Genomic DNA, 15,901 nt, shown 5'->3' with positions numbered 1-15,901 from the left:
CTAAAATTACTCTAAATACATATAAAAAAATACAAGAGCTACCATACAGGCTACATGGACAGATAGCCTTAACATAATAAATGGTGAGTCAATATGAAGGGAATCAACGAAAGACAAAAACTAAATTTTACCACAATTTTAGTAATAATATTTTTTTCACATTTTATCATTGCCGCAACCATTATAGCCATAAATAATAATCTTATAAAAAATAAAAACAACCAAAAAAAAGAAACTACCAATGACTTTTCTTACGTTAAAATTGCAATACTAGACCGTATAAATAACATAAAAAAAGATATACGACTTATTGCAAACATCATTCATAACACCACTGATAGTAGCAATGTAGCAAAAGATAAGACAATCATTGAGCTATTTGAGTCTATGATTGAGACAAGAGGATTTTACGATCAAGTTAGAATACTTAATACCAAAGGAAAAGAAATTTTACGCCTAAATAAAAATGAAAATAGTGCAGTTAAAGTCACAGATGACAAATTACAAGACAAGTCGAATCGTTATTACTTCACAGACATATACTCAAGCCCTCCAGATAAGTTTTATATATCTAAATTAGACTGGAATATAGAAGCTGATGCAGTTGAGCTACCTTTAAAAGCAACCATTCGTATTGGTATACCTATAAAACTTGACCTTACTACTAATACTAAAGTTTCACCAAAACATTTAAGCCACTAACTGAAGCATAGTACTAATTAAATTATTATCATGGGTTTTGGTAAATATCCCCAAACCCTTGCTGAATTTTTCCTGTTCAGTTTCTTCCGCAAAGAGACGGCGGATATCAGAAAAAGCGAAAGAGCTCCGGTTTGCAACAGAGTGGCGACGAGTAGGTTTACTAGACTGTTGTGCCACATAAAACCAAAGCAATGACATGGCCATCATACAAAAATGGAGATGGTTCGTCACGGCATGCTCTGTTCTAGCCTGACAAGATAAGCTCCCTAATTCCTGTTTTAACTCTTTAAACCCAGCTTCAATCTTCCAGCGTGCACCGTACCATTCAATTATTTGAGTCACCGTTAAAGAGGTATCTGTTGAGTAGAGAGCAACCCAAGAAGCTCGTCCGGAATAAATCCACACGACTCTAATCTGTGTTTTTAACGATTGACTCATCACTAGCTCAGTATAAGCCTGTACCGCGCGGGTCTTACCGTAGAGCTTAACCTGATACGTTGTTGCATTTCTTTTATGTCGCCTTGCCAGAGTTGCTACATTGCCACGACGCTTGCCGTACTTTCTAGGCGCTCCTCTTTTTCTTTTCTTGGGTTGAGTAGGCTGATCATATAAGACACTATTCGAACGCAATCGAGAGAGGAGATGAAACTGTTCGCCAAGTGCTTTTTTCAAAGGCAAATATAATGACCCGTTACCAAACCAGTTATCACAGACTAACAATACTGAGCGATGGCCACATACTTTAACTACACGTAATATCATGGTAATTGCTTGATCAATCCGTGTTTGAAAGTCTTTTTTAGCGACATCTTTATTCAGCTGATAAAAACGAAAGTTTAGAGGTAAACTAGCCCAACGACCGTGAATATTTTTTAAGCAGCTCAGTTTGACAATATTTTGCCCCCAGATATAACGCGACTGATTTTGTTTAGCTGCATGATCAAAGTGTTTGCCACAAGCAAATATGTTTCTTCCAGTTTTAGGCAACATAGAATCATCTGTGGCAAGCAGAATAGGTCCTTCTGTCTGATTTAAGGGTAATATTTTTTGCCAGACAATTGGCCATAATTTATCCCAAGCTAACTTAGGAGAAGCCATAAATCCATAGAATCGACGGAGGGTGACGTTATATTTAAAGAGCTTTGTTATTGCTCGGTAGATATGTGAAGCTCTGGAACCTATTACTGGTAGCATAATGGCGATCAAAGTATAAACAAATAGTGCCTTTCTTTCTCCATTTTGCTTAATTTGAGTTTGCAATTCCTTAAGAAGATCGATTAAACTTTGCACTGAAGCCTCTTTTTTGGGTGTTGTTTTTTGGCGAAAACTAACATATCAAAAAAGGGGCTTTTTTGTTACTGGAATGGTGAAACTTCAGTACTAATAGACAAGGGGTATTATTAATAAATTACTTGGCAGCAGGACTAGTTAATAATTTAAATCCCATCAAAGGAGAAGAGTATCTAGTTATCAGCCAGGACGGCGTAACAGCTTTTAATCCAAATGCAGCCAGCCTATTGGACTCTGACCACCTTTTTAATCATAAATATCCTGAGCTTTGGCAAGTCATGCAAAGCAATAACCAAGGCATCTTTACAAACTCCAATCATAAATTCAAATACGAAAAAATTTTATTTAGTGAGATAAATAATAATTCATATTCAACAATATGGCTCGTAAAAAAACAAGACTTAATACCTATCACTGAATCTTCCAACTCAACTGTCTTAATGTACTTAGCCTCACTAATAGTATCACTTGTTCTAGCAGTTATTGTGGCTCTGATCATCGATGTTAAAAGAAGACAACCCAGCAGTTTATCAAAACCAAGCGCTGTTACTGCCTAAGAAAACATGGACGGTATATTCTCAACGGATGGTAAGGTGGTGGTATCTATGAAAATGCTCACATTGACAATCATTAATATATTTTTTTTCAGTTAGCAAATGCGAGCAATGAGCAGTTTAATGAAATTTTAAAGCAGAAACTTAATAACCCAACTGCTTTACACAATGCAATATCCTCTGCAAAAGACAAAGTATTCATATGCTCTTATTGTCATGGAATTGATGGAAATAGCCAAAAAGGCAACATTCCCAGTCTTGCTTCTCAAAACCCTGAGTATACTATTACACAGCTCATTAATTACTCCCTAGACAAGAGAAAAAGTCAATCCATGGGGAAAGTATCTGCAGATCTTTCTCTGGAAGAGAAAGTTGATATTGCTATATTTTATTCAAAATCTGAAATAAAAAATAAACGCAAAAAAATACTCTAAACTAAGTAGACGAGGCAAAAAAATTTTTGATACTGCCTGCTTTATATGCCATGGCAAGCAAGGGCAAGGTAACAAAAACATACCTATGCTATCTAAACAAAAAGAACAATATCTGACTGACACTTTATTAGAATTCAAAACAAATAACAGCTATCGGCCACATTCTCCTATGTTTGATATAGCAAAAAAGCTGTCTCGTAATGATATAGAAGCCTTAGCAGCCTATATATCAAGGATGCCTGAAGAGGATAGCTAATTTACATTGCTAGTATAGGATGTACAAATGGCAATACATTATTCATTCTATAGATCTAATAACATAAAGTTAGTTCTTATTAAAAAAATTCCTTCAGCTCGACTTCGCGGGAGCAAGCTCCCGAGATATCTTTCTTTATATAGCTCAATTTGTGTATTAGCATTTTTTGCTGCAACTGTACTTGCCTATTTTCATAAAAAGAACAAGCAAATACAAACCTTACATCAGTATGCAGAAAGTTATAGACAAGTTTTAAAAAATTCAGCTTGTAGCAGTTACTGTCGACCAGAATGGTATTATTGAATTTTGTAATAACTTTTTCTTATCTTTAACCAATTTTAGTAAAGAGCAAGTTGTTAGCAAATCTTTTATGAAAATTTTCATTCCTGAAAAGTTACGTCACCAGCTTCAGAGTAAAATTAACCAGGCTTTTATGCAGCAGAAGAGTTTCCGCTGTTATACTACGTTACTACAATGCAACGAAAACTCAGTCAAAATAATTAACTGGACAATAACTTACAGCCCTGCTCTAACCCATCATTCTCATTCCGTAACTTTGGTTGGAGAAGATATTACTAGTCAAGTGCTTAATGAAGATCAACTATTAAGGTTAAGTCATATAGTTGATCAAAGCCCATTTGGAGTAATCTTGACAAATCCAGAAGGATTTGTCGTTTATGTAAATCAAACCTACAAAAAAATAACAACAATGCCTGCGACAAAAATTCTGAACAAACCTGCTCAATTATTTAAATCCGGTCTTGACCCAGCGCTAAAGGAAGCTATTTGTTCATAACGTAAAAAATAATCAGTCCTGGACTGGTGAACTCAAGCTGAACTTAGTTAAGTCAGCTCAGCCAGCTTGGATTCGTTTGGCAGTTTCAGTCATTAAAGAGCAAGACAAATTATTACCTAATTATCACTATACCTAAGCCATTAACTGCTGTATATTTGAACAGCATGGAAACTTAATTGAGAAGGTATAAATAATGGCTATCAACAAAGTTCAATTTCAAAAAGGCCTGAGTTTAAACGAGTTTCTCAAACAATATGGTACAGAAGAACAATGCTTTAATACCTTATACAAATTGCGATGGCCAGAAGGTTTTCAGTGCCCCAATTGTGGATACGACAAATGCTGTCAACTCACTACTAGAAAGCTTCAGCAGTGCTATAAATGTCACCAGCAAACATCTGTAACTGCAGGTACTATCTTTGAATCAACCAAATTACCATTAAGGACTTGGTTCCAAGGGATGTATTTGATCTCCCAAGACAAAAAAGGTATATCAGCCATAGAATTACATCGCCATTTAGGTATTTCCTATCAAGCTGCCTGGAGAATGAAACATAAGCTCATGAAAGTGATGCAAGAAAGAGAAGGCACCAAGCAATTGTCGGGTTTTATTGAAATTGATGATGCCTATCTTGGTGGTGAGCGTACAGGTTGCAAAAGAGGTAGGGGAGCAGATGGGAAAATACCTTTTGTAGCAGCCGTAGAAACAACAAAACAAGGTCAACCGACACGAATTAAACTGAGCATTTTAAAAGGGTTTAATAAAGAAGAGATAACGGCTTGGAGTAGGCAGAATTTGGCCAAGGGCAGTACCGTAATCTCCGATGGACTGGCCTGTTTTAAGCAGGTTGTCTTCATGATAAAATTGTATGCGGTGGTGGTCGTGCATCAGTAGAGGAACCTGAATTTTATTGGGTTAACACCATCCTTGGAAACTTAAAAAGTGCTTTACGTAGCACTTATCATGCTATTCGCGCTAAATATGCACAACGTTATCTTGCTGAATTTCAGTATCGATTTAATCGAAGATTTAGCTTAGTAGAATTTATTCCTAGGCTAGCATTTGTAGCACTGAGAACACCTCCACTACCAGGTAAGCTACTAAATATAGCTTAGGTATGATGATAATTAGGAATTATTATATATTGTACTGTTATTGCAAGACATTAATGAAGAAAAAATACTCGCCAAACAAGTACAAAAAGAAAGCCAAAAGCGGCAAGCTAGTGAAAAGCTGGCTGCTATTGGCCAAGCCTCTACAACAATTGTACATAATTTACACAACCCACTTTACTCAATTAAAATGGCCCTACAAATGAGCCAACGCCATTATGTAAAGCAAGAAACCCAAAATAATGAACTGTTTTCTATAGCACTGGAACAAATTAGCTATATGGAAAAGACATTAGATGATTTATTGTCATTTAGTCGACCAGAAAAACTTAATCCTGAGTGGATACCAATAAAGCAAGTGATTGAGAGCACTTTATCTTGCCAGCATAAATTAGTCAAAGAAAGTAACGATGTTATTTCATCAATTATAGGAAATAACTTGCCCCATGTATTTGCTGACATAACAAAGTTTCGCAGAATATTACAAAACCTATTGGCGAATGCTATTCAAGCAACTTATATTCTACCTACCTCTAAACGCAGCGTGATAATTAAAGTAAAAAAAGAATTTAATGACTCTAAGCAATTTTAAAAAATGAATAAATTAACCTGACATTGTATTCCCCCATATTTTAAAAATTGGAGGGGGAATATACTTATTACTACTTCAAGCCACTATAATAAGCCGACAAATTAGTAATATCTTCATCCGACAAACTAGCCGCTTGAGCTTGCATAACAACTGCCTGCCCACCTTGCCGTTGTTTAGCACGATAGGCTTTGAGTGAACTTTCTAAATACGCTTGATTTTGTCCTGCCAGATTGGGATAAATTGGCACCATGGCGACGCCATTTTTACCATGACAAGCAGCACACACTGCAGACTTTGCTTTACCCTTTTCTGCATCACCTCCTGCAACAGATACTGCAGGTAACAACATACTTACCAGGGCTAATAGAGCTGCTTTTTTCACTTAATATCTCCTCATGTTATCAGGCTTCGTTATTCAAAGTCTTTTACCCCTCACGAATGATTTCTAAGTTTTGTTATGACCACCATGTAGGTGGGAATGCAGTTTTTAACTGTCTTCATTCCTCACCCCAATCATCTATTACTTATAGGCTCATGGGGCCTCGTCACTCGAAGGCCCCCCCTAAAAACCATTCTTACTGGGTATACTTTGTAAAAAATTCCATTTTCTCTGGTGATTATTTTTTAACAATGAGTTCAGTCAAGGTTTTACTTTATCATGACTGCCTTAACTTGAAAAACCACAAAAATAAGTCTCTGCAACGGTTTTACCATTAAGCAGCTAACTCAATAAAACTGATTTGATCTGATTTACCTAAAACCAACTATAGTTATGAAGGAATGTACTAGTAGAGTACTACAGGACAAGTGATTAATGCGGCCTATAACTGTTCCATTAACCTGGTTGATAACTTATGTCAGCTGTAATGCTGATTCAACATTATATGATTGCCGATTCACGACACTTATTGAAAATCAACAATATACCCCTTTGTTACAAGAGACAGTGCTTTTTTATGTAGACACGAGCATCGGCGCCTTTGTAGTGGATGACAAGGGGGAAGCAATTGTTGAAAAAGTAACAGCTAACCAACAAAAAACGTTTATTTTAACTGATAAAAGTTCTCAGTTATCTCATGTCACGACTATAAAAGAAAATGGGCTATCCTATCATGTAAAAAATATCACACTACTCGGCGAAGATAGTTCAACAATTTTTCAAGGTCATTGTACAACCCAGCAAACCTTTTTATAACCCAGTTACTCATGTTCTGTAGTATTTTAGAGGTGTCCTTAAGCCCTATATACTGAAGCCGTGATCTTATATAATCACTGCCGTTTATTCAGTAAATCAGGTGCATTGTAATGAAAAGTCAACGTAACTATCCTTCATGGCGTTCTCGTCGTATAAGAGCACACTCCTTTTCTCGTCAGCTGACTCAAGAACATGCTGTGACAGTTAATGACTTAATTTACCCGATGTTTGTTATTGACGGACAAAATATCTGTCAGCCAATTCCTTCCATGCCTGGCATTAGCCGTTACTCAATTGATTTACTAATAAAAGAAGCTATAGAAGTACACGCATTAGGCATTCCGGCCATTGCTTTATTTCCAGCACCAAAACCAGATTGTAAAACACTTACTGGTGAAGCAGCTTATGACCCTAATGGCATAATGCAACAGGCCGTGGCTGCTTTAAAAGATAAGTTACCTGAGCTTGGCATTATCACAGACGTTGCACTTGATCCTTACACCAGCCATGGTCAGGATGGCATTCTCGACCAAAATGGTTATATCCTGAATGAAGAAACCATTGAAGTGCTGATCAAGCAAGCCCTTTCCCATGCTAAGGCTGGTGCAGAAGTCGTTGCTCCTTCTGATATGATGGATGGTCGAGTGGCAGCTATCCGCCAAGCGTTGGAGCAAGAAGGCTTTCTTAATACCCAGATTCTCGCTTATTCTGCTAAATATGCCTCTAATTACTATGGCCCTTTCCGTGATGCAGTCGGCTCAGCGAGTAACCTGGGCAAGAGCAATAAGAAAACCTATCAAATGGATTTTGCTAACTCTGATGAAGCACTTCATGAAGTAGCCCTCGACTTAGCCGAGGGGGCAGATATAGTAATGGTAAAGCCCGGCATGCCTTATCTGGATATCGTGAGACGGGTTAAAACGGAATTTCAAGTGCCAACGTTTGTCTACCAAGTGAGTGGCGAATACGCTATGCATATGGCAGCCTTTGAGAAAGGATGGCTTAGCCAGGATGCAATAATAATGGAATCACTAACCTGCTTTAAACGAGCTGGAGCAGATGCGATTTTAACTTACTTTGCTAAATCAGCTGCTGAACTACTGAATCGATAGTTTAAGCAAGGACCACTATGAGCCTAACCCAACCCACAGATAATGCCTCTCTACAAACGAAAGAGGAGCCAATTCCACCTGAACTAGACAACTCCAACAATGGAGACGAGCCACAAAAAGTCACAGACTTGTCTAACCCTGAATACTACATAAATCGAGAGCTTAGTCATTTACAGTTTAATGCAAGGGTATTAGAGCAGGCCCTTAATGATGACTACCCACTGCTAGAACGATTACGCTTTCTATTAATTTTTAGCAGTAATTTAGATGAGTTTTTTGAAATTCGGGTAGCCGGACTCAAACAGCAAATTACCTTTGCCAGAGAGAAGTCCAGCATTGATGGATTACAGCCACAACAGGCATTAGACGAAATTAGTCGTACTTGCCATCAGATGGTGCAACATCAATATGAAATTTTAAATCAGGTCTTATTACCGGCTCTCGCAGAGCAGGATATTCGCTTCTTACGCCGCAGTCAGCTCAACGCTAAACAAGCTGCCTGGGTGAGCGAGTATTTCTATCAACAAATCATGCCTGTCATCAGCCCAATTGGCTTAGACCCTGCTCACCCCTTTCCACGTTTGGTCAATAAAATCTTAAACTTTATCGTTTCTCTTGAAGGCAAGGATGCTTTTGGCCGGGAAACAGGGATGGCAATTATCCCTGCGCCCCGATCACTACCCAGGCTAATCAGACTACCTGATGAAGTCTGTAACGGTGGCGATAACTACATCTTTCTTTCATCTATTATTCATCACCATGTAGAAGACTTATTCCCAGGAATGACTGTAACTGGCTGTTATCAGTTCCGGCTGACTCGCAACAGTGATTTAAGTGTTGAATCTGAAGAAGTGGAAGATTTAGCTCGTGCATTACAAGGTGAACTACTGGCCCGACGTTATGGCGATGCCGTCCGCTTAGAAATAGCCGCTAACTGTCCCAAAAAGCTATCTACCTTTTTGCTGGAACACTTTGGTCTTTCGGAAGATGAGCTATATGAAATTCAAGGCCCAGTTAACCTCACTCGGCTAATGGATATCTGTAATGCAAAAGATCACCCTGATTTGTTGTATGTCCCCTTTAGTCCAGGGTTTCCTAAAATTATCCAGAAAAAAAATGCCGACATGCTTCAAGCGATTCGGCGCAGTGATATTTTATTGCTTCACCCTTTTGAGTCATTCACCCCCATTGTTGACTTAGTACGACAAGCAGCGAAAGACCCAGAAGTACTGGCCATCAAACAAACTTTGTATCGCACTGGCTCAAACTCGGAGCTGGTCGATGCTTTGGTTGAAGCCGCTAGAAACGGTAAAGAAATCACTGTAGTTATTGAAATCAGAGCCCGCTTTGATGAAGAAGACAACCTGCTATTAGCTAGTCGGCTTCAGGAGGCAGGCGCTGTTATAGTATATGGGGTGGTTGGTTACAAGACCCACGCAAAAATGCTACTAATCGTTAGGCGTGAAGGTAAAAAAATGCAACGTTATGTGCATTTAGGTACTGGCAACTACCATGCTGGTAATGCCCGAATCTATACCGACTACAGCTTGCTCACCTGTGATAAGTGCTTAACAGAAGATGTGCACAAAATTTTTCAGCAGCTCACCGGAATGGGTAAAGTGGTTCAGCTGAAAAAGCTACTACATGCCCCATTCACTCTGAAAAAAAGCCTGGTAGAGCTCATTTACAAAGAAGCCCATAATGCTAAAGAAGGTAAGCCTGCCCATATCATTATTAAGGTCAATGCGCTTACTGAAACTAAAGTCATGAAGGCATTATTCCGAGCCTCTCAAGTAGGCGTTAAGGTTGATTTGATTATTCGTGGCATCTGCTGCCTTCGCCCAGGTATCCCCGGTCTATCTGAAAATATAAGAGTTCGCTCCATTGTTGGTCGCTTTTTAGAGCACACTCGGGTTTATTACTTTCAGAACGACGACTCACCTAAAGTTTATTGTGCGAGTGCTGACTGGATGGAGCGTAATCTGGACAATCGGATCGAGACCTGTTTCCCAATCGAAAACCCAAAACTGGTTGCTCGGGTTAAGCGTGAGTTAGACATTTACCTTACTGATAACAGTATGAGCTGGCAGCTACAAACCGATGGTAGCTATTTACTGAATACACCAGGTGAAGAGGAAGAACCAATTAATGTACAACAAAAACTATTAGAAAAACTAGGGAGTTAGAGGCTTAAGCCTCTACTCCGCTATTAACTGATACCCTGCCTTAGCAAAGTACTTCTGTTCTCTCTCAAAGTCTGCTTCAGTTAGTGGGTGTTGCTCCAACCAGCCAGCACCTAATGATACCTTGAGCCAGTCAGCACCCGCAGTTACAGTATATTCCGGTAGCACTTCGTCTAAACGAATATGGTTTAACACAATAGAAAGCCGCAATAACATACAAAGCTTTTTCAATCGGGTAGCTAGTCCTGGCGGAAAACCTGCCATAAGGTCGAGTGGAAATGAGCGACGGTGACCTCTAACCAAAACTGCCAGTTGATGCTGATAATCTTTGGAAAAGCCAAGCAGGTCAGAATGACTGATAACATAAGCACCATGCTTATGAAACTGAGAATGGGAAATATCCAAACCAATTTCATGGACTAATGCAGCCCAGTTCAGTAGCTCACGATCTTCCTTTTCCAAATGCCACTGGTCAGCTACATAGTCAAAACACATTAGTGCATGGCGAGCCACCCGGCGAGCATGTTGTTTGTCAACGTGATAACGCTTCATTAATGCAGTGATGGTTCGCTCCCTTACATCCTCATGCTGTAAGCGTCCAACCATGTCATACAGTAAGCCTTCCCGTAGAGCACCTTCTGAGTAACACATCCGATCAACTTTAAAAGCATCAAACACTGCCATTAAAATTGCCAAACCTGCTGGAAAGATATTGGCTCGCTCAGGTTTTAGGCCTTCCAACTCAACTTTATCCACATGACCTAGGTTAATAATTTGCTTACGCAGCTCTTCCATCCCTTCAGCTGTAATACCCGAGCTGGTCAAGCCTTTAGCAATCAAGACATTTTGAATAGACTTAACAGTCCCTGATGAGCCTATAACATCTTCCCAGCCAGCTTCTTTATAAGGCGCAGCGATATTCAACAACTCCAGGCGAGCTGCATAATAAGCCTCCTGGAACTGCCTGCTAGTAATCACACCGTCTGGAAAAAATTGCTGACTGTAAACAACACAACCCATATGCAAGCTTTCGAGCAATTGAGGCTCAAAGCGCTGACCAATGATAAATTCGGTACTCCCGCCCCCAATATCCACCACCAAACGCCGACCAAAGTCATCGGCTTGAGTATGGGAAACACCTAAGTAAATTAAGCGAGCCTCCTCTCTACCTGAAATCACATCAATTGGATGGCTCAAAATTTCTTGAGCGCGCTTAATAAAATCATCGCGATTATGAGCAGTCCGTAGAGCATTTGTTCCCACCACACGTACTTTGCCAACATTCAGATGTGTAGTGTATTGAGCAAATCGCCTTAAGCAGTCAAGGCCCCGTTGCTGAGCCTCTTCACTTAAGCAATCGTTTTCATCAAGCCCTGCAGCTAGCTGGATTTTTTCTCCCAGCCGCTCCAGTGGTCTTATTTCTCCTTGATCCAAACGAGCCACTATCATGTGGAAGCTATTTGAACCAAGATCAATTGCAGCAATTAAACACTGGTCAGAGTGGTTTGAGCGAGATATCCTTGCGGTCATTAGCTATGCCAATAATTTCAATGACAAAGTGATATAGCTTAACAAAATAAACCACTGGTTAGGGATAGTTTCGGCATATTTTGTTGCCTCTAATAATGCAAAATAGTTGCAAAGTAAGGCAACTGTCGAATACAGATTGTCCTCATAGCTTATCAACCGTATAGCTTCTCAGCCGTTGTGACACAGTGCTATGATAGAATCAATCAACTGACTTGTAATAAATGCTGGAGATTTCAATAATGAGCGAACATATCTTGAATGTAACGGATGAAAACTTTGATCAAGAAGTACTCAACGCAGAAGGACCTGTACTGGTTGATTATTGGGCAGAATGGTGTGGCCCATGCAAGATGATTACTCCCATTCTTGATGAAATTGCTAACGAATATAAAGACCGCTTGAAGGTGTGTAAATTAAACATCGATGATAACGAAGCAACACCTCCAAAGTACGGTGTTCGTGGTATTCCAACCCTTATGCTGTTTAAGAATGGTAATGTAGAAGCCACCAAAGTGGGTGCTCTTTCAAAAACTCAACTTGTTGCTTTTCTTGAAGGTAACCTTTAGAACGAGCACCTTGTAGCACCCAACTGTAAGCAAGGGGAAACTCCCCCTTGCAGTACCCGTAACCTATTGAGCTATAACCCCTATCAATTCTGGGCATTAGCTTCAATTTTTGATATTAATTTGATTATTTTCCAATTAATACTGGACTTAAAACTCGACAGTTTCTATTATTCAGTGTTAGATTAACCTTGATAACCACCGTTACTCATAAGTCTATAGTCGTTCAATATTCACATACAGATGATAATCGTATATAAATAGCGATCTATGGATGAGTTACTCTCATTATATTTAAACCGTCTTATAGATGGTTACTCATCACTTAGCTGTTTATAAGTAGTTGTCAATAAAAAGTGGTTTGTAAATAAACACTTATAAAAGTCTGCTTATAAAAACTACAGTGATCAAAAACCCGAGTAACTTCAAGAATGATAACGGCAAGCAACTACCACTCGACAATAGCCAGTAGATAACTCGGCAGCTGTCAGATAATCAGGTAATAGATAAAGGTAGGGGTTATCCCAAGCAATCCAGGTAAATTAATCTTAACACTACCCAGAGACCAGTTCCTCCGCTGCATTCAGCACCCACAGAGAGTCACCTTTCATCAACGTATCTTAGTTTACTATGAACCTTACTGAGCTAAAGCAAAAATCCGTTCCTGAATTATTAAGAGTAGCCGCCGAGATGGGGCTTGATAACTTAGCCCGTTCTCGAAAACAGGATGTTATCTTCACTATATTAAAACGCCATGCACGTAGCGGTGAAGATATCTATGGCGATGGGGTATTAGAAATTCTGCAAGACGGTTTTGGTTTCTTGCGCTCTTCTGATAGCTCCTATCTTGCAGGCCCTGACGATATCTATGTTTCACCGAGCCAAATTCGTCGTTTTAATCTACGTACCGGTGATACCGTATCAGGTAAAATCCGTCCTCCGAAAGATGGCGAGCGCTATTTTGCACTGCTGAAGGTTAACGAAATCAATTTCGACAAACCTGAAAATGCAAAAAATAAAATTCTTTTTGAAAACCTCACTCCATTGTTCCCTCAAGAACGACTGACAATGGAAGCAGGCAATGGCTCAACAGAAGACCTCACTGCCCGTATAATTGACTTGGTAGCGCCTTTTGGTAAAGGCCAGCGTGGCTTGATCGTGTCACCACCAAAAGCGGGTAAAACATTAATGCTGCAAAATATTGCTTCTAATATTGCCCGCAACAATCCTGAGTGCCACTTAATTGTGCTATTGATTGACGAGCGTCCTGAAGAGGTAACTGAAATGGCTCGCTCAGTGCGTGGAGAAGTGGTTGCCAGTACCTTCGACGAACCACCTGCTCGTCATGTTCAAGTAGCAGAGATGGTTATAGAAAAAGCTAAACGACTGGTTGAACATAAAAAAGATGTCGTTATTTTACTTGACTCCATTACTCGTTTAGCACGTGCTTATAACACCGTAATTCCTTCATCAGGAAAAGTATTAACTGGTGGTGTTGATGCACACGCACTAGAAAGACCAAAACGCTTCTTTGGTGCTGCTCGTAACATTGAAGAAGGTGGCAGTTTAACAATCATTGCTACTGCACTGGTTGATACCGGTTCAAAAATGGATGAAGTTATTTTTGAGGAATTTAAGGGAACCGGTAACATGGAATTACACCTGGACCGGAAAATATCAGAAAAACGCGTATTCCCTGCAATTGGTATTACTCGTTCAGGCACTCGTCGTGAAGACTTACTAACAACCGAAGAAGAATTGCAAAGAATGTGGATTTTACGCAAAATCCTTCACCCCATGGATGAAATTTCTGCGGTTGAGTTTTTATTAGATCGCATGAAAGACACCAAAACTAATGATGAATTCTTCCAGTCAATGAAGCGGAAGTAATTTTTCAAAAAGGAGAAGCCTCAAAGCTTCTCCTTTCTAATTTCCCTCCCCTAATTAATATCAAGTAAATTTTCGAAGGGTATATCTATATAGCCAAAGCGAATGGTTTTTAGGGGAGGCCGTCGAGCAATGAAGCTCCATAAGTTTATGTTTTTAAGAGCGAAAACAGCAAACCCTAAATATCATTCGAGAAGGATATAGCTATCGTCAGGGGTATTAATGAAATATAAAGACCTGCGAGACTTCATTTCCCAACTAGAAAAAAAAGGCGAATTAAAACGAATCAATACGCCAGTTGATCCCTATTTGGAAATGACTGAAATTGCTGATCGCACTCTACAGAAAGGGGGGCCAGCATTATTATTTGAAAATCCTAAAGGTTTTAACATTCCTGTTTTGGCTAACTTATTTGGTACTGCTGACCGAGTGGCCATGGGAATGGGAGCAGAAAATACCAAAGCACTTACCGAAATAGGTGAATTATTAGCATTTTTAAAAGAACCAGAGCCACCTAAAGGAATGAAAGATGCCTGGGAAAAATTACCTATTTTTCGCCAGGTAATGAATATGGGTCCCAAGCAAGTTAAGTCGGCACCTTGCCAGCAGGTCATTATCACCAAGGAAGACGTTGATTTAAGTACCTTACCAGTTCAAACTTGCTGGCCCGATGATGCCGGCCCATTAATTACCTGGCCCCTGGTTGTCACTAAAGGCCCCCATAAAACACGGCAAAATTTAGGTATTTATCGCCAACAAGTGATTGGCCGGAATAAAGTCATTATGCGCTGGCTATCCCATCGCGGTGGCGCCTTGGATTTTAAAGAATGGCAAGCAGCTCACCCAGGTGAGCCATTCCCAGTAGCGGTTGCTTTAGGTGCAGACCCAGCCACTATTCTAGGTGCAGTGACACCAATACCTGATACTCTCTCAGAGTATGCATTTGCTGGTTTGTTAAGGGGTAGTAAAACAGAGCTAGTTAGCTGCATGACCCATGATTTAGAAGTGCCAGCCTCTGCCGAAATTATTTTAGAGGGCTATATTTATCCAAATGAGATGGCCGATGAAGGTCCATTTGGTGACCATACGGGTTATTACAATGAAGTTGATCAGTTTCCAGTTTTTACGGTTGAAACAATTACCCATCGTAAGCAGCCTATTTATCATAGCACCTACACTGGCCGTCCACCGGATGAGCCCGCTATTTTAGGTGTTGCACTAAATGAAGTATTTGTCCCTATTCTGAAAAAACAGTTTCCAGAAATTGTCGATTTTTATTTACCCCCAGAGGGCTGTTCCTACCGGCTTGCTGTCATATCAATGAAAAAACAATATCCTGGACATGCCAAACGGGTAATGCTGGGTATTTGGTCATTCCTAAGACAGTTTATGTATACTAAATTCGTTATTGTTACTGATGACGATATTAATATTAGAAGCTGGCAAGATGTTATCTGGGCTATGACCACCCGTATGGATCCGAAGCGAGATATGACTTTCATTGAGAATACCCCTATTGATTATCTGGACTTTGCTTCACCTGTATCTGGTCTTGGTTCCAAAGTGGGTCTTGATGCAACAAATAAATGGCCTGGAGAAACTAACCGGGAATGGGGCGCAGCAATCACAATGTCTACTGATGTCAAACGTCGGGTTGATGAGTTATGGCCTGAACTTGGTATAGACTAACGGGA

General features: G+C 39.7%; 14 protein-coding genes and 1 pseudogene. 12 read left to right on the top strand and 3 right to left on the bottom strand.

The genetic code is table 11. The features are described from left to right. The first annotated feature begins 93 nt into the window (after nt 1-93). The gene (locus tag G4Y78_RS02925; RefSeq protein ID WP_163831510.1) at nt 94-702 is read left to right on the top strand and encodes a hypothetical protein; all 609 of its coding nucleotides are present in this window, start codon (nt 94-96) and stop codon (nt 700-702) included. On the opposite strand, the gene G4Y78_RS02920 is transcribed toward G4Y78_RS02925, so the two are convergent. After that, nucleotides 691-1,992, bottom strand: coding sequence for an IS701 family transposase (locus G4Y78_RS02920; protein WP_163831508.1), 1,302 nt, complete (start codon nt 1,990-1,992; stop codon nt 691-693). The genes G4Y78_RS02925 and G4Y78_RS02920 overlap by 12 nt on opposite strands. A 122-nt stretch (nt 1,993-2,114) precedes the next feature. On the opposite strand from G4Y78_RS02920, the gene G4Y78_RS02915 reads away from it, so the two are divergent. The 5 genes and pseudogenes from G4Y78_RS02915 to G4Y78_RS02895 all read left to right on the top strand — a co-directional run bounded on the left by G4Y78_RS02915 (nt 2,115) and on the right by G4Y78_RS02895 (nt 5,737). After that, nucleotides 2,115-2,549: a hypothetical protein gene (locus G4Y78_RS02915; RefSeq protein ID WP_163831500.1), complete on the top strand. Its 435-nt coding sequence runs from the start codon at nt 2,115-2,117 to the stop codon at nt 2,547-2,549. A 408-nt stretch (nt 2,550-2,957) separates the two neighbouring features. Beyond that, the gene (locus G4Y78_RS02910; protein ID WP_163836368.1) at nt 2,958-3,236 is read left to right on the top strand and encodes a c-type cytochrome; all 279 of its coding nucleotides are present in this window, start codon (nt 2,958-2,960) and stop codon (nt 3,234-3,236) included. A 259-nt stretch (nt 3,237-3,495) separates the two neighbouring features. Then, entirely contained in the window at nt 3,496-4,032 is a 537-nt protein-coding gene (locus G4Y78_RS02905) for a PAS domain-containing protein (RefSeq protein ID WP_268935089.1), read from the top strand. Nucleotides 4,033-4,225: 193 nt separating this feature from the next. Then, nucleotides 4,226-5,148: pseudogene (locus G4Y78_RS02900) on the top strand (IS1595 family transposase). Nucleotides 5,149-5,188: 40 nt separating this feature from the next. Then, nucleotides 5,189-5,737, top strand: a complete 549-nt coding sequence (locus G4Y78_RS02895; RefSeq protein ID WP_163831495.1) for a histidine kinase dimerization/phospho-acceptor domain-containing protein — start codon at nt 5,189-5,191, stop codon at nt 5,735-5,737. A gap of 70 nt (nt 5,738-5,807) precedes the next feature. On the opposite strand, the gene G4Y78_RS02890 is transcribed toward G4Y78_RS02895, so the two are convergent. Continuing rightward, complete coding sequence (locus G4Y78_RS02890; RefSeq protein ID WP_230425688.1) at nt 5,808-6,119, bottom strand: c-type cytochrome; 312 nt, start codon at nt 6,117-6,119, stop codon at nt 5,808-5,810. 432 nt (nt 6,120-6,551) lie between these two features. Between G4Y78_RS02890 and G4Y78_RS02885 the strand changes: the two genes are divergently transcribed. From G4Y78_RS02885 to ppk1, 3 genes are all read left to right on the top strand, one after another. Then, complete coding sequence (locus tag G4Y78_RS02885; RefSeq protein ID WP_163831494.1) at nt 6,552-6,932, top strand: hypothetical protein; 381 nt, start codon at nt 6,552-6,554, stop codon at nt 6,930-6,932. Nucleotides 6,933-7,042: 110 nt separating this feature from the next. After that, a complete protein-coding gene (gene hemB / locus G4Y78_RS02880; protein ID WP_178124449.1) occupies nt 7,043-8,044 on the top strand; it encodes a porphobilinogen synthase in 1,002 nt (333 codons plus the stop codon). A 17-nt stretch (nt 8,045-8,061) separates the two neighbouring features. Next, a complete protein-coding gene (ppk1, locus tag G4Y78_RS02875; protein WP_163831492.1) occupies nt 8,062-10,230 on the top strand; it encodes a polyphosphate kinase 1 in 2,169 nt (722 codons plus the stop codon). Nucleotides 10,231-10,242: 12 nt separating this feature from the next. Here the strand turns inward: ppk1 and ppx are convergent, their stop codons facing one another. After that, on the bottom strand, nt 10,243-11,757 hold the full coding sequence (gene ppx / locus G4Y78_RS02870) for an exopolyphosphatase (RefSeq protein ID WP_163831490.1): 1,515 nt from the start codon (nt 11,755-11,757) through the stop codon (nt 10,243-10,245). Nucleotides 11,758-11,996: 239 nt separating this feature from the next. On the opposite strand from ppx, the gene trxA reads away from it, so the two are divergent. The 3 genes from trxA to ubiD all read left to right on the top strand — a co-directional run bounded on the left by trxA (nt 11,997) and on the right by ubiD (nt 15,896). After that, nucleotides 11,997-12,323, top strand: a complete 327-nt coding sequence (trxA, locus tag G4Y78_RS02865; protein ID WP_163831488.1) for a thioredoxin TrxA — start codon at nt 11,997-11,999, stop codon at nt 12,321-12,323. 627 nt (nt 12,324-12,950) lie between these two features. Beyond that, nucleotides 12,951-14,210, top strand: a complete 1,260-nt coding sequence (rho, locus tag G4Y78_RS02860; protein ID WP_163831486.1) for a transcription termination factor Rho — start codon at nt 12,951-12,953, stop codon at nt 14,208-14,210. 219 nt (nt 14,211-14,429) lie between these two features. Continuing rightward, a complete protein-coding gene (gene ubiD, locus G4Y78_RS02855; RefSeq protein ID WP_163831484.1) occupies nt 14,430-15,896 on the top strand; it encodes a 4-hydroxy-3-polyprenylbenzoate decarboxylase in 1,467 nt (488 codons plus the stop codon). Nucleotides 15,897-15,901: the final 5 nt, after the last annotated feature.

This window comes from Spartinivicinus ruber, from assembly GCF_011009015.1.
Taxonomy (GTDB): domain Bacteria; phylum Pseudomonadota; class Gammaproteobacteria; order Pseudomonadales; family Zooshikellaceae; genus Spartinivicinus; species Spartinivicinus ruber.
Note: the sequence above shows the minus strand (reverse complement) of the source record. Positions and strands in the feature narration are given on the sequence as shown.